The following is a 21,467-nucleotide window of genomic DNA, read 5'->3' as shown; positions in this document are numbered from 1 at the left end:
GCGCGGCTCCCCACGGCTCACTCCTTGTCTTCGAGGTGGAGCTTCTTGAGCATCTCCTGGAGCTTCTCGGGCGGGAGGTTGGCGCGCTCCAGAGACTTCCGCAGGCCCTCGGCCTTCTTGTACACGGCCGAGTAGCCACACTCGGGCAGGAACTCCGGGAGCGCGGCGTACAGCAGGTTGCGAGGATAGTCCCGGCACATGCCCGGCCGGCTGTCATACGAGTCGCACTGCTTCGTGACGGGATCGTAGTGCGTGCAGCGAAAGATGAAGACCTTCTGCCGCCGCACCTCGCTGATGAACTCGAACCCGTTGATGACCCGGTGCCACGTCAATGCCAGCCAGCGCAGCGAGCGCAGGCGGAACACGGGCCAGCTCACCGGAATCATCGGGGACTCGCAGCACTTGCCGCAGCCGTTGCACGAGCCCGCCAGCCGGTAGCGCGGCTCGCCCTGGCGCCGGAGCACCCAGCGGGTGAAGCCCAGATCAATGGTGTAGCGCACCCGCGCAATCTTCTTGATGAGGCGGCGGAAGGGGCCGTCCCTCATGAGAACCTCCACGCAGCGGACAAGCATATCGCGTCCGCGCGCTACCCCACCCGGCGCTCGGTGTTCTCGGGGAGTGCGGCGAGCTTGGTCTCCTGCTTGCCGTCCGCGAACTCGGGGGGCAGCGCAGGCTCGTCCTGGAAGGCGCTAGGCAGCAGGCTGAAGGGCAGCACCTTGGACAGGGCGATGAGCAGCAGCACCCCGCCCGGCGCGGCGAAGATGGCCAGCGCGGGGATGGCCTTGGCCACGTCAATGAGCTGCGCCCGCATCCGCCGGCGCTCGTCTCCCGACAGGCGCTGGCCTCGCGCCGCCTTGGCCAGCAGCACCGCCAGGTCGCCCGTCTCGCGGGCCTCCTGCATCAACCGGCCGAGGTTCTTCTCCAGCGTCTCCTGGATGCGGCTGACAAAATCCTCTCCCATCAGCCCCGCAGCGGCCGTCACCGTGAACACGTCCACCACGGAGCGGTGACGGGCGTAGAACTCGGCCATCTCCAGCTCCAGCCGGTGCAGCTCGGCGTCAGGCACGCTCAGCGCATGGGCCAGCTCCTGGATGAAGGCCCGCTCGCCCCGGGAGCGCTGCCCGTCCACCAGCGAGGCCAGCAGCGTCTGCTCCAGGATGAAGTGCTGCATGTCCTTGCTGCGCACCTCGGCCACCATGGTGCGCACCGGCAGCCGGTGCTCGAAGGACTTCTTCACCGCGGCCTTCAGGTCCGACTCGACATCCGAGGGCAGCGCCAGATCCTCCACCTGCCGGAGGATGGCTCGGCGCGAGGCGTAGCTGGGCTCGCGATCCGCGCATGACAGCCCCGCCAGCACCTTCACCAGCAGGGCCTTCTGCCGAGCAGCGAAGTCGATGCGGCGCTGAGCCTCCGCGCGCTGGAACCGCTCGCGCGCGAAGTAGTCGATGGCCTGCCGCCCGAACATCTGCGCGTCCGCGTACAGCGCCCCGTTGTGGAGCACCAGCCCGTAGACGGGGTCTCCTGCCAGCGAGATGGCCCGCTTCTCCAGCGCGCTCTCCACCTTCGACTGGTGCCGCCGGGTGGCCTTGGCGCCTTCCTGGAGCTTGGCGGCGATGGACTCGGCCACATCCAGCTCGTTGGTGAAGACGGCGAACAGCAGCAGGAGGTGATCCTCTGTGGGCGGGGTGGGCGCCGCGGTGAGGAGCGCGATGTCCAGCGCCATGCGCGCCAGGGTGCGCACCACCGCGAGGAAGAGCTGCTCCTCAGGTGCGCGCGTGGTGCCGCTGGATCCACTTGTGGTGAAGTCTTCTGCCAGGGGCGGCGTCTTCTCGGCCGGAGTGCCGTAGAGCAGGCCCGAGGCGCGGAGGGTGCGGCGCAGGTAGTCGCGAGCGCGGGCGCGGCCCGAGGAACTGATCTCGGACAGGCCGGGCATCACGGCAGGCGCGGACACACTCCGATGTGTGACCACCGCCTCCTCGAGGAGAGAGGAGAGCCAGCCCGCCTTGCCGAGATCCATACCGTGTCCTACCCGAGACGCCGCACTGCCTGCGTCCTCCTGGGAATAACCTACCTGCGGCGCGGACGCCACCCACCGGCATGGAAAGGGTGTTCCCAGGTAAGAGTGACTGACACGGGGAGTGCCCAGAAAGGGAGCAAGCGCTCCCCTCTCTTGAGCTACAGCGTGACCGGCGAGAACGCGGCCGTGTTGTAGAGGTGCTTCCAGCCGCTGCCATCGTGATACGAGGCGCCATACACGCCCGCCAGCAGCATCACGCCATCCGCTACGGACAGGTTCCCGGAGCAGATCTTGATCTCGGGGGGCACCTCACTCTCACGCAGCTCGTCCCCGGCAATCTCCCACAGCCCATAGTCCGAGGTGCAGTACACGCGGTCCTGAAACCAGACCATGTCCTTGAAGGGCAGGACCATGTGATCGCTGTGGATGAGCCGCCACTCATCGCGGCGGCCCTTCCAGATGTGTCCGCTCGAGCCGCTGACGTACACCCAGCCATCGCCTCCGCAACAGACTGTGTGGAGCCGCATATTGCTGGGGAACTCGAGGTGCTCCCACTTCTTGCCGCTGAAGCGCCAGACGTCTCCTCGTCCCCCCACGCAGTACCAGTCCTCCGGCCCGAAGGCGTCGAGGTCGTCAAAGCCGTAGGTGGCCGAGTCCTCGTCAGGATCCGGAGTGAACTCGAGCCCCGCGCAGAGCGAGCTCCACTGGTTGCGCTCGTCGCGGCGGCCCAGCCCTCGATACCCCGAGGATAAGTGCAGCCAGCCGTCGATGGTCCGTAGCTTCCGGACGCCCCCCCGCAAAGGGCCCTTCCGGCCTGAGGGGATCGTCTCCTCGAGGTCCTCGAAGCCGCTGCCAATGGCCACCACCTGGCCACTCCCGTCGACGCCGACGAACTGCGAGAGCGGCTTCTGGCTAGACCCTGCCACCAGGCCATCGATGCCACGAAAAGCGGAGTAGCCCCAGCGCTCCTCAGGCGCCTTGTGCGCGAAATAGCTGATCACCCGGGTGACCAGCTCGGTCTCCGGCGGGGGCGGCCCCTCCGAGCCCGGGTCTGACATGGCCACGAGATAGAACATGGTCCGGCTGCGAACAGCACAGTCCGTCACCGTGAACCCACGGAGGCATTCTTCGTAGTCGTTCTTGTCAATCAGCATATCCGGCCTTCCGATATCACTCGCTCCGGCTCTTGGGCGACGGGATCTTCTGACTTCTCCCTGGCATGCCGGAGACAGGAGGCAGTGGGGACTTGCACTTGTCCTTGTAATACTTATCGAGCTGAGCCTTCAGACAATCCTCGCTGCACTTCGACTCTGGGAAAGTATCCGTGATGCTCTTGATCCCCAAGTCACGCGCCTTCTCATAGCTGATCTCCGTCTTGGAGCCGAACCAGCCATTCTTGTAATCGTCCATCCGCGCCTTCAGGGCCCGATGCATCATCCCATGTGAGCCATGAGACCAATTGACGCCCTCGACGCAGAGCGTAGGGGCCTCATCCTCTTTGTATCCGGGGCAATTGCCCTCGGTCATAGAATGAGGAAGCACGTGATGGCCCGTCTGCCCCGGGCAACACCCGCTACCGCCCAGAGCCTTGGCGGAATCGGTGTTCTTGAAGGGAACGAGATTGCATCTCCGCGCGCGGACGCAAGAGTTGAGACGGGCGATGACCTGCATCAAGTTCGCGATGGCCTTCTGGGGATTGGACTTGGCGTCCTGCCACGCGGAGTCCAACCCCTGGAGGGCATTGTCGAAGTGCCCCATCACGTCTTTGATCTCGTTCAGAGAGTCCATCATCTGGCTGGTGAGCTGATATCCTTCGTAAGCAGTCGAGGCCATGTCATAGACGTTCCACGCGGTCGCGATGGTCTCCGTCACAATCACGCCAACGCCCGCGACCGCGGCGCCCGCAGCACCCACGCCCCAGCGGGCCGCGCTGCGGGCCCCGAGCTTGACAGCCCGCTCCGCCGCCTCCCTGGCAGCTCTCTCGAGCAACTCCCGTCCCAGCGACTCGATCGCCGGCTTGACCACCGTGGCAGCAATACCGCCCAGATCATTCTTGATGTCTTGAATCTCTCCCGCGAGCTTCTCCATCTGCGAGTGATAGTCTGCGGAAGGCTTGATCCACAGCCCATCGCAGTGCTCCATCCAAGCGGTGTTACCGCCCTTGGAGGATCCATTGGCGCCTCCAAGAACCTTGTTGAAGCGCTCTCCCACCTTCGACAGGAACTTCCTGCGGGCCTTGCGGATGTTCTTGGCCTGCTCGGATTCCTTGGGCTCCGGGCCACACTCCTGCAAGATCGCCTTCCGCTCTTTCTTGCAGTCCTTCGGGAAGTCCTTCAGTGCGTCATCGACGTAGGTGTGTGCGGGAGTCTGGCCGCCCGGGCTTGCATGGTTGTGCGTCATCAGGTCCTGATGGCGCGGGACATTCGAGCCCTCCACCATCACGTTCATGGACCAGCTCGTGAAATAGGCTTTCCCCTTGAGCGCCCCCGTGTTGACGCCCTTGGGAAACTGCCTCGTGGCCGGCTCATTGCCCGTGCTGGTGGAGATGTAGCTCTCGTCCTTGCGTGCGACGATGGAGCCACAGATGAAGACTGTGTTGGTCCCGTTCGCGAGGTCTTTCGCGAAAGCCGTATTGGGGTACGGGAGCTGGATGGGGCCAGCGGGGGGAGCCGGTGGACTCCAGCACACGTCAGGGAAGGCTGCGGAGGACTTGCCATCCGCCGCCTGGCTGCAGATCTCACGCCCGTTGGCGTACACATGCGTTTGCATGGCGCTCCGTAGAGGGAAGAAGGAAAGTGCGAATCACGACGGGAAGCATTCGGCCACCACGGCGGCACGCTCCGGACCATCGTTGGCACAGTGGAGCACGGCCCGTGTGCCTGGCACGTATCCCCGAGCCATGGCGTCGGCGAGGTACGCGAGAGACAGGGGCCCCACCGCAGCGCCAGTCTCTCCAATGCAGTCCGCGAGGTGCAGGAGTGGGAAACGGCCCGCGCGGTGATCAAGCAGGCGAGTGTCCGCCAGGGCGGCTTCGCGGAAGGCGAGAGGCACCCCATTGAGATCCGTGATGCGGAAGTGGAGATCATTCATGTGGTACCCACTCGCCGCGAGCGCTTCGCGCAGCGCTCGAGTCAGCCCCAACGCACGCACGGGCTCGTCGTTATCGAGGGTAGCCGTCTCCTCGGCGGCTCCGGTTCCCAGCACGTGGAGCCCCACTGGCTCACGTGGAGGGAGCTCCAGCAGCAGCGCGCCGGCGCCCTCCCCTGGGATGAAGCCCTCGCTGACCTCCTCGGTCATGAGCCGCCTCTTCCGGAGCAGGTGAGTGATTGCCTCCGCGTTGAGGTAGCTGTCCACGCCCACCACCAGGACCTGCCGGGCGTAGCGGTGCACGAGCAGCGAGTGGGCCTCCCGCAGCGCACTCACAATCCCCGCCCGTCCGAGCGCAAGAGTCCGCACCTCCGTGGAAGGAGCCATCCCTGTCAGCTTCTCGTAGGCGGCCACGCAGGCCTCTGCCCACGAGTCCTGATAGCCAGGGCGTCCCTGCTCCGCGACCAGCAACAGCAGGGCCGTGGTCTTGGGGCTGAAAGCAGGGGCCTCCGAGATGCAGTCCTTCACGGCGGCCTCGAACATCGTCGCGATGCGCCGGGGCCCCCACAGGTTCTCTAGGGGCATGCGCGAGACGATGAGCGGCTCGGCCCTGGCATCCACGAATTCTGACTCCTCGAAGCGGTTGAGCCCCGCGCGGATGGCCGCACGCGCGGCACGGGCAAAGCCGCCCACCGCGCAGCACATCCCGGAGGCGGCGATGCGCAGCTGAGTCCTCATGGCTCCAGTTCCTCCATGTCCATCAGCGACGCCGGCGTCTCGTCCTTGGAACTGTCTCCCCCACACCCGCAGTCCTCGGTCCCGAGAACCTTGGACTCCCACCAGCGCTTGCACACGGGGCCCGCCGCCATCAGGCTGATCCCGAAGAGCCCCCTCCGATCGAGCGGCAGCGCGGTGCGATACACCATCGTGAAGCGCTTCGCGTCGGGCTCCAGGAACACCGTGTCGACCACAGGCGACAGCTCGATGGTCCGGTGCGAGGCGTAGAGCAGCCGCACCACCAGCTCGGGCCTGGGCAGCTTGAAGGTGACGTGCGGCTCGCCGGGCACCAGATTGCGCAGCACCACGGGCTCTCCGCCTCGAATGAAGTCGATCTGCTGATCCGGAGGCGCGGCCTGGAAGAAGGCCTCATCGAAGTCCTCGGGGAGCAGGGGGAAGACGTGCTCCCTCCAGCGCGCATCGTAAGTCCCCGCGTAGGCGCTTCGGGGATTCCAGCTCCGGCCAATGGGTCCCAGCGAGAGCGGCTGGACCTGAGCGCTGGGAGAGGTGACACGCTGCCCGGCGTCCTCCGTGTTGGGCAGCGGCATCTGGTCGACGATGTGTGCGCGTGGATCCGGGCAATAGCCCCGGCCGACAGGATTGGAAAGGTAGGTTTCCTGTCCTTCTTTCGAGGAGAGCTTCGGACTGCCGCCAAAGGCACGGCCATAGTGGATCCGCATCGAGGTGAAGGGCTCGGGCGTGCTGGCGGACACGCGTAACAGCCCCTGCTGCCACACCCGGTCTCCCACGACGAGGAACTGCTTCTCGAAGGTGCCCACGCGAACGGCCACCTCCAGTTCCTTCACGGGCCGGCCCTCCGGGGCATGGGCCGTCGCGTCCACGAGCACGTCGCACCACCGCTTCGTCATCGCCATGTCCGCCTCGTAGAGCGGAGAAGAGAGGCCCGGCTCCCCTATGAAGGTGTCGGCGTAGGCAATGGGAAGAGATTCCTCCACGCGCTCTGGCATGCGGCGGCCCTCACCGAAGCGGTAGGTCGCCTTCGCCACGAGGAGCAGGTGCTCCTTTCCGCCCTTGTCGAGCGCCGTCGTCACTTCCAGAGGGAGGCGGGACTTGTTGACGAGTTCCATGGAGAGCAGAGCGATTGCAAGGAGCGAAGCTCACAGAAGCGAGCGGCTCAGGTGAAGGCCAGCGTCCTCGAATGAGGCCATCGCCGACAGCTCGGCGTACTGCTGGCGTGTGGGAGCCCGGGGCTGAAGACGTGGGGCGCGCCTCACGGGGACGCGAAGCTGAAGCTCCAAGAGGAGGGCCGCGCGGCGGCGCATGGGCCCCTGAACAAGCGCGGCCTTGATTCCCGAGAGAGCGCGCGGCTCTCCCTGGAGGTACCGCTGGCGGGACACAAAGCGAACGTGGTGTCGGCTCCACCAATCCCTCACCTTCGCCGCATCCGGGCGAGGCAGCTCATCCTCTGGCGTATGCGTGAGTTTCGGCCGCCGCTCCCAGGGCGCTGTCAGCCCCGCTTCCCTGAGGCCGACTCCCGTCACCGCCGTGAACACCTCGCCCGCCAGCGGCCCTGCCCGCGTGTCGTCCAGCCACTCGAGGCTGGCGTCGACCCCCTCGGGGGTACCAGCAAAGCCCAGCGCCCACAGCGCTCCGGGCCGGCGAGCCGGAGCGGCGAGTGCCGCCGTCAGCTCCTTGTATTCGGCAGGGCCCCCGCCGAGCGCAAGCAGCAGCATCGCCTCCCTGTCCCCCTCCACCGCGCGCTCGCGCACGCGCCGCCAGGCCGCATCCAACCCCAGGCGGCAGCCCACCTCCATGGCGGCCGCAACCACCCAGGAGTTCTGCTCCTTCAGACCTTCCTGTACCGCGGCGCTGTGCCGAGCCCCGGCCGGCTCGTTCAGCAGCGCCCTGAGCCCCAGCGCCCGTGCCATCGGGTTGCCGCTCTTCAAGAGCCTTGGCAGCGCGTCCCCCACGGAGGCGTGGTGGAACACCAGAACTTCCGCCGCGGCTGTGACGACGCCCTCCTCTGAGGCCCCCAGCAATCCCCGCATGCGGTCCAGCAAGTCCGCCCGGCCCGAGCACGCCAGCGCCCGCACCAGAGCGCCGCCCTGGACTGGCCGCATGCGCAGCGCGACGAGCACGGCCTCGATCCCCGCCTCACCCGGGCTCTGCAACAACGCGGCGGCCGCCGCACTCACCTGAGGTGGATCATCCTTCTCCAGCGCCGGCAGCAGCAGCCGCCGCGCCACCTCGGGGCCATTGGCCACGAGCCCGTCGAGGTGGGCCAGCAGCCGTGCCTCGGGACCTCTCTCGACTTGTTCGAGGGTGTGGTTGGGCGACACGAGGCTCTGCTCCCAGACACCCCACAGGAAGTCCGCCTCATCGAAGTGCCGCTCAATGACATCCCAAAAGAGCATGGCTTCAGCCGCTCGCCTTTCAGTTGATCTGGACCGCTCCGCCCTTGATCCGGTTCGTGCCCTTCGCCCGAGTTTCGACGTAGGCCCCTCGAATCACGACCTTCCCGTTCCGGGTCAGGGAAATGGATGCGGCGCCACAGCGCAGCTCGATCTCCTTCTCCCCCGTCAGGACGATCCGCTCTCCATCTACCTGCGCCTCACGCTCACCGGGCGGCCACACCAGCCCGGCAACGAGCGGAAGCGCGGGGTCTCCATTCTCGAAGAGCAGCGCGACGGGGCAGCGAGACGCGGCCGCCGAGCGCAATGCCTGTGCGCCGGTGTCGACGAGCAACCGGGCCCGCAGGGGCCCGGACGGGTTGCCAGGATAGTCCACGAGAGGCCCCTCCCCCGGCTCATAGCCGGTGATCCAGCCCAGGAGGGCCGAAGGAAGAGACGAACTGGGGGTGGCGGGAGCAATCCCGAGTGAGGAACGGCGTGCGGCCATGGTGTGGCTCCTGGGTGAAAGGCTTGTCAGTTCTCCGTGATCTTGGAGCCCTCGACGACGACGGACTCACGTCCTGTGATCTGGATAGTGGCGCCCTTGAGGACCACGTCTCCGCTCTTCTGTACCTGGAGCGTCGCGGCGCCCACCTTGAGGAGGAACTCCTCCTGGGCCTCGAGGGTGATCTCCTTGGCGGTCAGCGTGTACGTCTCCTTTGCCGTGTGATCGAGCGGGCCCCCCACGCTCACCAGCAGATCCTTGCCCACCTGGAGGGTCCGGTTGCTGCCCACCTGCTCGGAGAGATCAGCGCCCACCTTGAGGTTGCGCGAACCCATCACGGTCTCGGACTTGTGCAGGCCCACCGTCTCCATCTTGCTCAGACCGACCTGCTCGGCCATGAGGCCGCCCACGAGCTGGTTGAGGGCGGCGCCCACGGTGATGGCATAGCCGCCACCGATGTTGAGCATCTTCCCGAGCCCCACCGTTTCCGAGGAGGCCATGGCCACCTTCACGCTCTGGTTGCCATCCACCTGGATGGTCTGGTTGGCCCCCACGTCCTCGGTGTGGTTGCCCAGAACGGTCGTCGAACGGTTCTGGACGACCGCCAGGGTCTGGTTACCGCCAACCGCGGTGTCGTCGTTCTTCTTCACCTCCAGGGACTGATGGCCCTCGATGGTGCGGCTGCGGTCCTTCTTGACCAGCAGCTTCTCGTAGCCACGGACCTCCTGCGTCTTGTCGTTCTCGACGACGATGTTGAAGTCCTTCTGGGCGTGCAGGTAGACCTCTTCGCGGCCCGCGGAGTCCTCGAAGCGCAGCTCGTTGGAGCCGGAGCCCCCCAGGCTGGAGGAGCTCTTGAGCGTGCTCCGCGTCTTGTCCCCCGGCAGGCCGATGGGTGAGGGGTTCTGGCCGTTGTAGACGCTGCCGGTCACCAGGGGCCGGTCGGGGTCTCCCTCGAGGAACTCCACCACCACCTCGTGCCCAATGCGCGGCAGGTAGAGCGCTCCCCAGCCCTGGCCTGCCCAGGCCTGGCTCACACGGATCCAGCAGGAGCTGCGCTCGTTGCGCTGGCCCTCGCGGTCCCAGTGGAACTGCACCTTGATGCGGCCGTGCGGATCCGTGTGGATCTCCTCGCCTCCAGGCCCCACGACGATGGCGGTCTGCGCGCCGGGGATGATGGGGCGCGGGGTGTCCGGCGGGGGGCGGTAGGGCACCTTCGCGGGCATGCAGACGAACTCGTTGCGGTAGCCCTCCCGGACACCGGAGTGGGCCTGCTCGACCGTGAGCGCCTCTGGCTGGCGGCCGATGTGCCGCACCGAGAGGAGCAGGTAGTCCTGGTTGAAGGAGGCCACTGGGTGCTCGTCCAGCTCGATGGTGTGGCCCGAGCGCAGCCGCCGGCAGGTGCTGACCCCCGTCATCCGCTCCACGTGTGAGCGCAGCTCCTCCAGGCGGACTTTCGCGCGGCCCCGGCCCACGCCCGGCTCCTCGTAGCGGGCGGGGTAGTCGTAGATCTCGAGCGCCCGCTCCCCCTCCTGCGTGGCGGAGCCCACGGTCAGGTCCAGCCGGGGCTGGACGAAGTTGTAGTCCCGCAGCACCACGGCACCGGGCTGGACCTGCAGCCTCGCGGAGAACTCCTGCACGGCCTCGCCGCCCGCCACCATCCTCGAGGGCTCACGAAACACGAGGTGCGAATCGCCGCTCAGGGCCGGGCAGGTGATGGAGGCGTCGTTGAGCACCAGGACATGCGCGTCCTCGGAGTGCTCGAAAGAATAGAAGATGCCCTCCTCTTCGAGCAGCCGGGAGACAAAGTCGAGATCCGACTCGCGGTACTGCACGCAGTACTCGCGCTTGGGGTAGGCCGCCTTCAGAGAGAGGACATGCCGCACCCCGCCCTCGCTGAGCACCTGGGAGACGATCTCCGGGACGGACAGCTCCTGGAAGATGCGGCTGCGGTGGATATGGCGCAGCGCCCACAGCCGAGGCACCACGGTGACGCGGTAGCGCTGGCGCTCCGGGCCCTTGCCGGCGTCCCAGCGCGCCACGCGTGAAATCATTCCGTGGAAGTAGCAGGCCGCTCCACCTCCCAGGTGCACCGTCAGCAGCGCGCTCTGGCCCACCAGGCCCTTCTCGTCCACGACCACATGCGCGGGCGCGGCCAGGGCGATCTCGAGCGAGTAGAGCTCGGAGAGCCCCTCCTCCGCGCGGAACTCCACGACCGCCAGCTCACCGGGTGCGTGGGCCGCGGTCTCGAACTCGAACTCCGCTTGATTGGCATGAAGTGCGGCAGGGGCCACCATAAACAGTCCGCCTCTGAATCCATGTGGCAACGTCGGGTAGAAAACACTGTAGGGCGGGGGCTGGACCTTGGCTGTACCACCCGAGCGGTAAGAGCGCTGAGCGCACCCACGCGCGGGCTCAGGGCCGCGAATGCACCGTGCCGCCGCGGAACTGCGTCTCCTTGCTGTCGATGGTGAGGGTCTTCCCCATGAAGGTCACCGCGCCAGACTTCTCGAGCTTCAGGATCAGCTGGCCGCCCACCAGGAGCGTGAAGGTGTCCTCCGCCGTCAGCACGAACTTCTTGGCCAGCCAGCCAGCACCTTCCTTCGCGCTCACGGAGGTCTTGCCACCCACGTTCTCCTGGAGCGACTGGCCCGCCGCCTGCGTCATTCCGCCGCCGCACTGCGACTCGAAGTCCAGGCCCACCAGGGTCTGCTTGTTCTGCCCCACGCTCTCCTCGCGACGGATGCCCACCAGTTCGATCATGGCGGCGCCCACTTCGACGGCCTTGAGGCCTCCGGTGGTCTCGGCCATCCCCAGGCCCACATTGATGGAGTAGCCCCCTCCAATCGTCAGAGCCTTGGCGGCCCCCACCCCCTCCGTGGTGGCCTGATTGACCATCGACGTGAAGTTGCTGCCCACGGTGATGCCCTGGTTGCCCTGCACGGACTCCCCATGGTTCTCGTGAGTCGTGGTGGAGCGATTCCCACTCACCCGCAGCCTCTGGTTGCCTTCGATGAGGTTGCTGTCGTTGAGCTCCACGGTGAGCTCCTGGTTCCACTCCACACAGAGGCTGCGGTCCTTCTTCACCAGGAGGTCCTCGTACCCGCGCACCTCCTGGCTCTTGTCGTTCTCCGTGATGAGGGACTCGTCCTTCTGGGCGTGGGTGAAGATCTCCTCCTTGCCCGCTGAGTCCTCGCTCCGCACCTCGTTGAAACCCGCGCCGCCCAGGCTGGAGGAACTCTTGAGCGTGGTCTTCGTCTTGTCGCCCGGCAGCCCGTACGGCGCCGCGTTGCCTCCGTTGTAGACGGTGCCCGCGATCAGCGGCCGGTCGGGATCGCCCTCCAGGAAGCGAACCACCACCTCCTGGCCGATGCGGGGCAGGTACACGGCGCCCCAGCCGAGCCCGCCCCAGCCCTGGCCCACCCGCATCCAGCACGAGGAGCGCTCGTTGTGCTGCCCCTCCCGGTCCCAGTGGAACTGCACCTTGATGCGGCCGTACTCGTCCGTGTGGATCTCCTCGCTCGCGGGGCCGCTCACCGTCGCCGTCTGTATCCCGGGGATGCGAGGCCGAGGCGTCACCCGCATGGGCCGGAAGGGCACTCCCTTGGGCAGGGCTCGAAAGTCGTTGTGATACACCTCGCCCAGCGTCTCGGGGGCCCCCAGCGTGTCGGGCTGCTGGCCGGAGTGCACCACCTCTTCCACGAGGTAGAACCCGGCCCAGGTGCCCTCCCCGGGGCTCTCCGCTTCGAAGAGGTAGCCCGGCGCCAGCCGCGGGCACACGCTGCGCCCCGTGTACGTCCGTGCCCCCTGGGCCTTCTCCTCCATGCGCGTGCGCACCAGGCCCTGGCCCTCCCCCGGCGCCACGTACGCTCCCGGGTAGTCGTACAGTTCCAGCACTCGCAGGCCCTCCACACTGGAGCTCCGCGTGGAGAGGTCCAACCCCGGCTTCTTGAAGTCGAAGTCGCGCAGCATCACCTCTCCCGGCCGCAGCCGGTGCACCCGCTCCAGCCGGGAGATGAACTCCTCGTCGTGGGCACGCCCATCTTCCGGCCGCAGGGGCAGGACCGGCCCTCCGGGCAACGCCACGTGGGCATTCGAAACGTCCCCCAGCACCAGCGTGTGGCCATCTTCGGCGTGCTCGAAGAAGTAGAAGATGCCCTCCTCCTCCAGCAGCCGGGAGATGAAGGCGAAGTCCGACTCACGGTATTGCACGCAGTACTCGCGCACGGCGTAGGAGCGGCTCAGCAGGAAGCGGTGCTCCACGCGCCACTCCCCCAGCAGGGCCTTGACGATGTCGGGCACCGTCAGCTCCTGAAAGATACGGCTGTCCTGGGTCTGGCGCAGACGCTCGAGCTTTGGCCTCACCCGCACTCGGTAGTGCCAGCGGCCTCCGATGCGGCCCAGCGCCTCGGCCTGCCGCACCCACCCGTGCACGTGGCGCAGCGGCACCTCCCCAAGCCGAATCGTCAGCAGCACCTGGGTGTTCGAGAGCTCCGCCAGCTCGAGCACCTGCCCATCCCGGGCGAAGAACTCGAGCTGGAAGTCGTACGGGCATGACAGCGCCTCCCGGCCGGTGAAGCGGACCACCACGAGGGTGTCCGCCGCGTGACTCCCCACCCCGAGCGAAAAGGCAGGCTTCTGCGTTCGTGCCATTCACATCCCCCTCAGGCGAGGGTGGCAGCGCGGAAGGCCCAGGGCTGTACCACCAAAGAAGGCGCCCTCGCGGATGGCCCGAGAGAAGAACCCTTCTAGGGAGGTGGCGTGTTGTAGCCCGCCTCACCGTAGGGCTTGAGCCGCTCGAGCCAGAGCGCCTCCAGCACCTCGAGCTCCGCCCGAGGGTCCTCGCGCGGCTCCTCCGAGGGGGGTAGCTCGTCGAGCACCTCGAAGGAGAAATTGTCGGCGCCATGACGCTGCCAGTCTTGCTGGAGCGCGGGGTTCTCGTGTGCGCCCAGCTCCAGTTGGAAGCGGATCCGGTTGAGGGCGCCCGGGAGGTTGATGCTGGTGCCCACCAGCACCTTGCCGTTGGCGCGGTTGCGGACGGCGAACATGCCCATGGGCGGGGGCTTCTCCTTGTAGTGGCGCTTGAGTTCGGCGCGGCGGCTGCGGCCGCCCCGCGTCTCGGAAGAATCCGAGGAAGAGGACATGGGGTACTCCTGGGTTGTGGGGACAGTGAGGCGAGGGGCAGCTCAGCGGGTGAAGCCGAGCGCGATGAGCTTCTGCTCGAGCCGCGCGTGGGCGGCCAAATCCAACGGCTTCACCCAGTTGCGTCCGATCCGCTCCCAGTCGGGATCCGCGGCATCCACTCCGAGCGCTTGCAGGAAGGTGGCGTCGCAGACGAAGAACTGCGTGCGGTAGGGAAAGAGGTAGCCGCCGCCGGTCTGAAGTGCCCCGAGCGCCTCCTCATAGGAGGAGCACCAACGGTTGAGGAAGGGGCTCATGGGGCGGATGAAGAAGGCCTCGGGGCCGAACCGAGGGCCCTCCTTCTCCTCGCCGAGGGCCTGCTTCAGCTCGGCCCAGGAGCCATACCCCTGCTCCTGGGCGATGACGGCCAGCGCATGCTTGCGCTGCACGGAGTCCCTTCGAGCGAGCAGCTCGGCAGGAGAGAGCCCGGAGAAGGCGGGCAGCACGCGCAGGCGCTCAGCGGCGCGGGTGGCGCGCGCGGAGTCCGAGGAGAGCAGCTCCTTGAGGAGGATGGAGGCTCGGACCTTGTACTCTTGGAGGGTGGCGGGCGAGGCAGCGTGCACGACGGTTCCCATGACAAGTCCCTCGGTGCCAGCCCTTACCCGAATCGTGGGCCGTCGAAGGAACTCTTGGAAACATGTCGAGCTGCGGGGTGAAGCGAGGGTGACGTCGTCTTTTTCGGGTGCAGGCGCCCCTCGGCACCTGGGCTAGAAGTAACGGAAGAGCGGTGGGCACCGCAAGTCCCCCCTGAGAATGCATCCCATGGATCACACCTACCTCCAGCGCGCCGTCGAGCTCGCGCTCCAATCCGAACGCGAGGGGAACCTGCCCGTGGGGGCACTGATCGTGCTGGACGGTCAGGTCATCGCGGAGGGGATGAGCACGGTGCTCCACCCCGTCTACAACCCGGGCGCGCACGCTGAGACGAGCGCGATCGCGGCGGTGGACAAGGCGCTGTGGCCCCGAGCCGGAGAGATGACCTGCTACTCCACGCTGGAGCCCTGCGTCATGTGCATGGGGGCGCTGCTGCTGCACGGGGTGGGCCGGGTCGTCTTCGGAGCCATCGACGTGCAAGGCGGCGCGGGCTGTGTTTTGCCCCACCTCCCGCCGTACTACGCGGGCCGCAAGGTGTTCGACTGGGTGGGCCCGCTCATGCCCGAGGTGTGTGATCCGCTCTACCGGCGGACGGACGCAGGCTTCGCGAGGCTGCCCTGCGGCCGGGATGGGCTGGACTCCCGAAGCCGCTGAAGTCCCTCGCTGTCGCACTGCACCCGAAGTGTGGGCGGGCAGGGACTCGAAGGGCCAGAGCCTCGTCTGGCGCAGGGAGACCGCCCCCCGCCCCTCATCTGACACGCCAGTCAAGGCGGAGGGTGCGCTACTGTGCCCCGGCACGTGGACCATCGATTCCAGATCAACCTCCGTGGGGTCATCGACCTCCTGTCCCACCACCTGTACAGCTCGCCCGGCGTCTACGTTCGGGAGCTTCTACAGAACGCCACGGACGCCATCCGTGCCCGGCAACTCTTGGAGCCCGGCCACACCGGCACCGTCCGCGTCGAGCTCATCGAGAAGCAGGACGGCGGCCCTCCCACGCTCCTCTTCAGCGATGACGGCGTGGGCCTGACGGAGGAGGAGATCCACCGCTTCCTGGCCACCATCGGTGAGAGCTCCAAGCGCGAGGCCCTCGCGGAGCGCCGCAACGACTTCATCGGCCAGTTCGGCATCGGCCTGCTCTCCTGCTTCATGGTCTGCGACGAGCTGCTCGTGGTGACGCGCTCGGTGAAGGGCGACGGCCGGACCATGGAGTGGCGTGGCCGGCATGACGGCACCTACTCCGTGCGGCCCTCCGAGCACCCGCTCGCTCAACCGGGCACCCAGGTGTTCCTCGTTGCCCGGCAGGACACGGTCGAGCTCTTCACCCCCGAGCGCGTCCGCCAGCTCGCCCTGCACTATGGCGGGCTGCTGCCCTTCCCCATCCTGCTCACGGCAGACGGCTCCACCTCGCGCATCAACACGGAGGGCGCGCCCTGGCGCCGCCAGTACGAGAGCTCCAGTGACCGCCGGGCAGCGCTGCTTGCCTACGGGCGCGAGGTGTTCGGCTCGGACTTCATCGACTGCATCCCGCTGAAGGCCTCTTCTGGAGACGTGGAGGGCGTGGCCTTCGTGCTGCCCTTCAGCCCGCACTACAACGCCAAGCAGAAGCACCGCGTGTACCTGAAGAACATGCTGCTGTCCGAGAGCGCGGAGAACCTGCTCCCGGACTGGGCTTTCTTCGTGAAGTGCGTGGTGAACGCGAACGAGCTGCGTCCCACCGCCAGCCGCGAGTCCTTCTACGAGAACGACACCCTGGCCAAGGCCCGCGAGTCCCTGGGCCAGGCGCTGCGGCGCTACCTCACGGAGCTGGCCAAGGACGACCCGCGCGCCCTGCAGCGCCTCATCTCCCTGCACGGGCTCTCGGTGAAGGCGCTGGCGCTGGATGACGATGACTTCTACCGGCTCGTCATCGGCTGGCTGCCCTTTGAGACTTCGCTGGGCATGATGACACTGGCGGACTACCGCAAGCAGAACTCCACCGTGCGCTACGTCTCCTCGCTGGATGATTTCCGGCAGGTGGCTCGGGTGGCGGCGGCCCAGGGACTGTGCGTGGTGAACGCCGCGTACACCTACGACACGGATCTGATCGAGAAGCTGGCGCGCGTCTTCCCGGACGCACAGGTGGAGCCCTTCTCCGCAGCCGAGCTGCCCCAGAGCTTCGAGGAGCTGACGCTGGACGAGCGAGAGTCCGTCTTCCCGCTGATCCGGGCCGCCGAGCTGGCGCTCCAGCCGTTCCGCTGCGACGTGGCGGTGAAGAAGTTCCGCCCCAAGGAAGTGCCCACGCTCTACAGCTCGGATGCGGAGGGCGCCTTCCGGCGCGACGCCGAGCGCGCCCGTGACGAGAGCGACGATCTGTACGGCTCCATGATGGACAGCATGCTCGGCGCCGCGCCGGGCAGCGATCGGCCGCTGCTCACCTTCAACTTCCTGAACCCGGTGGTGCGCAAGCTGGCGGGAGTGAAAGACCGCGCCCTGATGAAGGTGTCGGTGGAGATGCTGTATGTGCAGGCGCTGCTGCTCGGCCATCGGCCCCTGAGCGCGAAGGAGATGGCGCTGCTCAACCAGGGGCTGCTGGGGCTCATCGCGGCGCAGCTGGACGGTGGCGGCGAGGACTCGGGCCGGGGAGGCATGCATTGACCGCGCAGGACTGGCAAGAGCAGGTACAGGAACTCCTGGCGCGCGCGGGCCGCATGAAGCACGGCGAGGCCAAGGTCATGGCGCTCGAGGAGGCCGTGCGCCTGGCCGACACCCACGCGGATGTCGAGCTGGCCTTCGAGGTGCGCGACGAGCTGATTGACGCAGCCACCTTCGGCGGCTTCCCGGACAAGGCGTTGGTGGCCTTCGCCTGGTGCCGAGGGCAGGCGAAGAAGAACCCGGAGCGGTTCGAGTCGGACATGCTGCTGTGGAAGCAGAAGTGGGTGGTGGGCCGGCTGGACGACTTCCCGCACATCTCCCGCAAGCAGATCCAAGACGCCCTGCTCGACATCGAGCAAACCTACGCCCGGGTGGACGCGGGAAAGCGGGCCATCCTCAAGCTGCGCTACCAGACGGCGCGAGACATGGGTGAAGAGGCCGAGGCCCAGCGGTACTGGGATCAGTGGATTACCGCTCCGAGAGACCATCTCACCGACTGCCAAGCGTGTGACCTGGACGATGAGATTGATCACCACATCGACCTAGGCGAGTACGCCAAGGCACTCGCGAAGGCGCGACCCATCCTCGAGGGCCGCAGCCGGTGCGCGGAGATTCCTCACCTGACGTACGGCAGCGTGCTCTATCCGCTCTTCAAGCTGGGGCAGCTGGAGGAGGCCCGGGACTGCCATCTGCGCGGCTACCCGATGGTGTCGCGGAACCGGGACTTTCTCGCCACGGTGGGCGAGCACATCGAGTTCCTGGCGCTGACGGGCAACCTGGCGCGAGGGCTCACGCTCTTCGAGAAGCACCTCGGGTGGGCGCTGGACCACGCGAGCTGGCGCGACCGGTTCACCTTCCACGCGGCGGCCAGCTTCCTGCTCGCCCAAGTGGTGACCGAGGACCGCGACACGGTGAGCCTGCGTCTGCCCAAGGCGTTTCCGCTCCATCAGTCCAAGGGAACCTACGCGGCGAAGGAGCTGCACGGCTGGGTGGACGCGCAGGCGCGGGACATCTCGGTGCGCTTCGACACGCGCAACGGCACGGATCGATTCCAGAAGCTGCTGGAGCGCACCCGCGGGCTGCTCCAGGACGTGCGAGCGTTCCCCATCGACGTGGCGCAGGAGTCCAGCTAGCGCGGCGCGTAGGCCTGGCGCAGGGCCTTCTTGTCCACCTTGCCGGTGGCCGTCTTGGGCAGCTCCGCCACGAAGTGCACCGCGTCTGGCAGCCACCAGCTCACCACCCGGGGACGCAGGTGCTCCCGCAGCACCTCCAGCGAGAGGGAAGCGTCAGGCTGACAGACCACCACGGCCGCGGGGCGCTCGCCCCAATGCGGGTGGGGCACGGCGATGACCGCCACCTCCTTCACACCCGGGTGGTCCATCAGGTGATGCTCCAGCTCGACGGAGCTGATCCACTCCCCTCCTGATTTCACCAGGTCCTTCGTCCGGTCCACGATGCGCAGCGCCCCGCTTCCATCGATCGTGGCGACGTCGCCCGTGCGCAGCCAGCCATCCCGGAAGCGCTCCTCGCTCCCCGCTCCCTGGAAGTACTGCTCCACCACCCACACGCCCCGGGCCTCCAGCTCTCCCACGGCCACACCATCCCAAGGCAGCTCACGCCCCTCCCTGTCGACGAGCCGCAGCTCCACTCCCGGCACGGCCGCGCCCTGCAGCGCCAGCGGCGCCAGCCGCTCCTCCAGAGGGCCCTCCTCCCGCGCACGGGCCATCGTGCCGCTCGGCCCCAGCTCCGTCATGCCCCAGGCGTGCAGGAACACGATGCCATGCTCGGCGAAGCGCAGGATGGTGCGCAGCGGCAGGGGCGCGCCTCCACAGAGGATGCGCTTGAGCGAGCCCAGCGGGTACTTGCCCTCGCGCAGCACCGGCTCGAAGGAGTCCCACACGGTGGGCACTGCGGCGGCCAGCGTCACCCGCTCGCGCTCGATGAGCCGGGCCACGGAGACCGCGTCGAGCCGAGGGCCGGGCAGCACCAGCTCCGCGCCCGCGAAGGCCGTCGAGTATGGGAGCCCCCACCCATTGGCGTGGAAGAAGGGCGCCAGGGGAAGCACCACGTCCCGCTCGGACACGGCCATGGAGTCCACCATCAGCGCCCCCATGGCATGCAGCACCAGCGAGCGGTGTGAGTACGCCACACCCTTGGGCCGGCCCGTCGTCCCGCTCGTGTAGCAGAGACTCGCGGGGGCTCGCTCGTCCACCTCGGGCAGGTGCTCTAGCGGCAGGGGAGCCTCACCCGCGAGCAGCTCCTCGTAGCGCAGTGCTCCCTCGAAGGCCGGCGCCACCTCGGCCTCCTCTCCCATCACCACCCAGTGGCGGACGTGGGCGAGCCGAGGATGCAGCTCCGCCAGCAGTGGCGTGAGCGAGGCATCCACGAAGACCACCACATCCTCCGCCTCGCGCGACACGTGCACTACGTCGTCCGAGTGGAGACGCACGTTGATGGGATGAACGGTGGCGCCCAGCAGCGGCACGCCCAGCAGCAGCTCCAGGTGCTGGTGGTGGTTCCAGGCGAACGTGGCCACCCGCTCACCTGGGCGGACTCCGAGCCGCTGCAGCACGCGGCACAGGCGCAGGGTGCGCTCGGCCACCTGCGCCCAGGTGTGTCGCTCCGCTCCATCCCGCCGAGCGGTGACCACCCGCTTGGAGCCTCCAAGCCGCATCGCCCGGTGCAGCATGAGCGCCAACGTCAGGGGCAGCTCGCTCATGCCGAGGCGCTCTCCCACTCACTCCGCCCCGCCGAGGAGGACAAGGCCTCCGCCGCCCACCGCTCCACGAGCGCCGCGGCCTCACGCACCTCGGGCGCGAACGGACGATCCGTGGAGAGCGGCGGGAACCGCTCGTGCAGCTCGGCCCACAGCGGGCCCTCCCCTTCCTGAGCACGCCCCCCCACAAGATGCGAGAACTGGTTGACGGCCAGCGCCAGCGAGCCCAGCACCCACCCGCCGAACTCGAGCGCATCGTGCACGGCGTTGGCGCCATTGAGCGCCATGGGCACATGGTCCTGGTTGTAGAGGTTCGTGGGCAGCGCCGTGAGCGAGGCGGGGTACACCAACTGGCGGATGCGAGCCACGAAGGAGGTGGCGGAGACCTGCACCCCCGCCAATCCGCTGAAGGCTCCAGGCCGAGGCGTGAGCATGGGCGGAAGTCCGCCATTCGTCTCCGGCGTCAACAGCACGGCGAGCTGCCGCTCCGCCAAGAAGGCCAGCTGCTGCACGCACAGCCCATACATGTCCGAGGCCAGCGCTACCGGCATCGCGTGGAAGTTGCCGCCGTGCAGCACCTGCCCGTCCACCACCACGGGGTTGTCCGTACACCCCCGTGCCTCGGCTGCGAGCACCTCGCCATGCAAGCGCAGCTCCCCGAGCACGGCGCCAATCACCTGCGGCGCGCAGCGCAGGCTGTACGGCTCCTGCAGCGGCCGGCCCTGGGCGCGCTCCTTCAGCCCGGCACACTCCTCGCGGATCCACGCGGCGGCGAGCCGCTGCCCCTCCTGTCCTCGCACGGCGGAGAGGTGGGGATGATAGGCCTCGGGGTTGGCGCCCAGCAGCCGCGCCATGCGCCCTGTGATGGCCGCCAGCGCGCGCGCCATGCGCAGCAACGCCTGGTGATTGAAGCACGTGGCGGCCAGGCTCGCCGTTGTCCCATTGACGAACGCCAGCGCCTCCCGAGCCCCCCACTCCATGCGCGGCAGCCCCAGCACCTCGAGCTTCCGCGCGGCCGGTACCCGCTCCCACGCCCCGCCTTCGCTCAGGTGCCACGCCTCGCCCACACCCGCCAACGCGAGCGCGGCTTGAGCCAGGGGCTGGAGATCTCCGCTCGCGCTCACTGTGCCTTCGCGGCACACCACCGGCACGAAGCCCCGATTCCACGCCTCGGCCAGCCGCCGCCAGATCGCCGGCTCCACTGCCGAGTACCCTCGGCGCAGCCCCTGCAGCCGCAGCCAGAAGAGCAACCGGGTCACGTCCGGTGACAGCGCTGGGCCCTGCGAGGTGCCCAGGTGCGCCAGCAGGTTCATTCCCTGCTCGTGGCCAGAGCTGCTCGCCTCGTAGGTGACGAGCGGACCAAATCCCTGAGTGACTCCATAGATGCGCTCACCGGCGGCGTGCCGCTCCGAGAGGATCTGGACGCTCACGCGCATGCGCGCCTGCTCCTCCTGGAGCAGGTCCAGCGCCCTCTCCTGCTGCACCTGCTCGAGCAGCAAGGAGACTTCATCCACAAAGGACTTACCCATCACCTCAGCCATGAACTCCCTCCGGAAAGGTCATCATTTCAGGCGAGGTGCTTGCATCATGGAAAGACGCCGTCACGGG

The 21,467-nt window shown here is 67.7% G+C and carries 17 protein-coding genes; 3 read left to right on the top strand and 14 right to left on the bottom strand.

The window, feature by feature from the left end; translation table 11 throughout:
• Positions 1-17 precede the first annotated feature (17 nt).
• The 12 genes from DB31_RS20070 to DB31_RS49655 form a co-directional block, all read right to left on the bottom strand.
• The gene (locus tag DB31_RS20070) at positions 18-545 is read right to left on the bottom strand and encodes a YkgJ family cysteine cluster protein (RefSeq protein ID WP_044190359.1); all 528 of its coding nucleotides are present in this window, start codon (positions 543-545) and stop codon (positions 18-20) included.
• 41 nt (positions 546-586) lie between these two features.
• The gene (locus DB31_RS20065) at positions 587-2,017 is read right to left on the bottom strand and encodes an LETM1/MDM38 family protein (protein WP_044190356.1); all 1,431 of its coding nucleotides are present in this window, start codon (positions 2,015-2,017) and stop codon (positions 587-589) included.
• Between the two features lie 158 nt (positions 2,018-2,175).
• Positions 2,176-3,171 (bottom strand): hypothetical protein, encoded by a 996-nt coding sequence (locus DB31_RS48915; RefSeq protein ID WP_157232089.1) that lies wholly within the window; start codon positions 3,169-3,171, stop codon positions 2,176-2,178.
• Between the two features lie 16 nt (positions 3,172-3,187).
• A complete protein-coding gene (locus tag DB31_RS49665) occupies positions 3,188-4,786 on the bottom strand; it encodes a PAAR-like domain-containing protein (RefSeq protein ID WP_044190353.1) in 1,599 nt (532 codons plus the stop codon).
• A gap of 33 nt (positions 4,787-4,819) precedes the next feature.
• Positions 4,820-5,842, bottom strand: a complete 1,023-nt coding sequence (locus DB31_RS20050; RefSeq protein WP_052420123.1) for a hypothetical protein — start codon at positions 5,840-5,842, stop codon at positions 4,820-4,822.
• Positions 5,839-6,969 (bottom strand): DUF2169 family type VI secretion system accessory protein, encoded by a 1,131-nt coding sequence (locus DB31_RS20045; protein ID WP_044190350.1) that lies wholly within the window; start codon positions 6,967-6,969, stop codon positions 5,839-5,841. The genes DB31_RS20050 and DB31_RS20045 overlap by 4 nt, the downstream gene beginning before the upstream one ends.
• Positions 6,970-6,999: 30 nt before the next feature.
• Positions 7,000-8,256 (bottom strand): TIGR02270 family protein, encoded by a 1,257-nt coding sequence (locus tag DB31_RS20040; protein ID WP_052420122.1) that lies wholly within the window; start codon positions 8,254-8,256, stop codon positions 7,000-7,002.
• Positions 8,257-8,275: 19 nt separating this feature from the next.
• Positions 8,276-8,740, bottom strand: coding sequence for a DUF6484 domain-containing protein (locus DB31_RS20035; protein WP_063769246.1), 465 nt, complete (start codon positions 8,738-8,740; stop codon positions 8,276-8,278).
• A 26-nt stretch (positions 8,741-8,766) separates the two neighbouring features.
• On the bottom strand, positions 8,767-11,031 hold the full coding sequence (locus DB31_RS20030) for a type VI secretion system Vgr family protein (RefSeq protein WP_044190347.1): 2,265 nt from the start codon (positions 11,029-11,031) through the stop codon (positions 8,767-8,769).
• Positions 11,032-11,149: 118 nt separating this feature from the next.
• The gene (locus tag DB31_RS20025; RefSeq protein WP_052420120.1) at positions 11,150-13,387 is read right to left on the bottom strand and encodes a type VI secretion system Vgr family protein; all 2,238 of its coding nucleotides are present in this window, start codon (positions 13,385-13,387) and stop codon (positions 11,150-11,152) included.
• A gap of 95 nt (positions 13,388-13,482) precedes the next feature.
• A complete protein-coding gene (locus DB31_RS49660; protein ID WP_044190344.1) occupies positions 13,483-13,878 on the bottom strand; it encodes a GIY-YIG nuclease family protein in 396 nt (131 codons plus the stop codon).
• A gap of 42 nt (positions 13,879-13,920) precedes the next feature.
• Positions 13,921-14,490, bottom strand: coding sequence for a hypothetical protein (locus DB31_RS49655; protein ID WP_044190342.1), 570 nt, complete (start codon positions 14,488-14,490; stop codon positions 13,921-13,923).
• Between the two features lie 187 nt (positions 14,491-14,677).
• Between DB31_RS49655 and DB31_RS20010 the strand changes: the two genes are divergently transcribed.
• The 3 genes from DB31_RS20010 to DB31_RS20000 all read left to right on the top strand — a co-directional run bounded on the left by DB31_RS20010 (position 14,678) and on the right by DB31_RS20000 (position 18,276).
• Positions 14,678-15,163, top strand: coding sequence for a nucleoside deaminase (locus DB31_RS20010; protein WP_169787079.1), 486 nt, complete (start codon positions 14,678-14,680; stop codon positions 15,161-15,163).
• A 144-nt stretch (positions 15,164-15,307) separates the two neighbouring features.
• On the top strand, positions 15,308-17,146 hold the full coding sequence (locus DB31_RS20005) for an HSP90 family protein (RefSeq protein WP_044190844.1): 1,839 nt from the start codon (positions 15,308-15,310) through the stop codon (positions 17,144-17,146).
• A 53-nt stretch (positions 17,147-17,199) separates the two neighbouring features.
• Positions 17,200-18,276 (top strand): hypothetical protein, encoded by a 1,077-nt coding sequence (locus DB31_RS20000; protein WP_044190840.1) that lies wholly within the window; start codon positions 17,200-17,202, stop codon positions 18,274-18,276.
• Here the strand turns inward: DB31_RS20000 and DB31_RS19995 are convergent.
• Complete coding sequence (locus DB31_RS19995) at positions 18,273-19,862, bottom strand: long-chain fatty acid--CoA ligase (protein WP_044190838.1); 1,590 nt, start codon at positions 19,860-19,862, stop codon at positions 18,273-18,275. The genes DB31_RS20000 and DB31_RS19995 overlap by 4 nt on opposite strands.
• Positions 19,859-21,400 (bottom strand): aromatic amino acid ammonia-lyase, encoded by a 1,542-nt coding sequence (locus tag DB31_RS19990; protein WP_063769245.1) that lies wholly within the window; start codon positions 21,398-21,400, stop codon positions 19,859-19,861. The genes DB31_RS19995 and DB31_RS19990 overlap by 4 nt, the downstream gene beginning before the upstream one ends.
• Between the last annotated feature and the right edge of the window lie 67 nt (positions 21,401-21,467).

This window comes from Hyalangium minutum (assembly GCF_000737315.1).
Classification (GTDB): domain Bacteria; phylum Myxococcota; class Myxococcia; order Myxococcales; family Myxococcaceae; genus Hyalangium; species Hyalangium minutum.
Note: the sequence above shows the minus strand (reverse complement) of the source record. Positions and strands in the feature narration are given on the sequence as shown.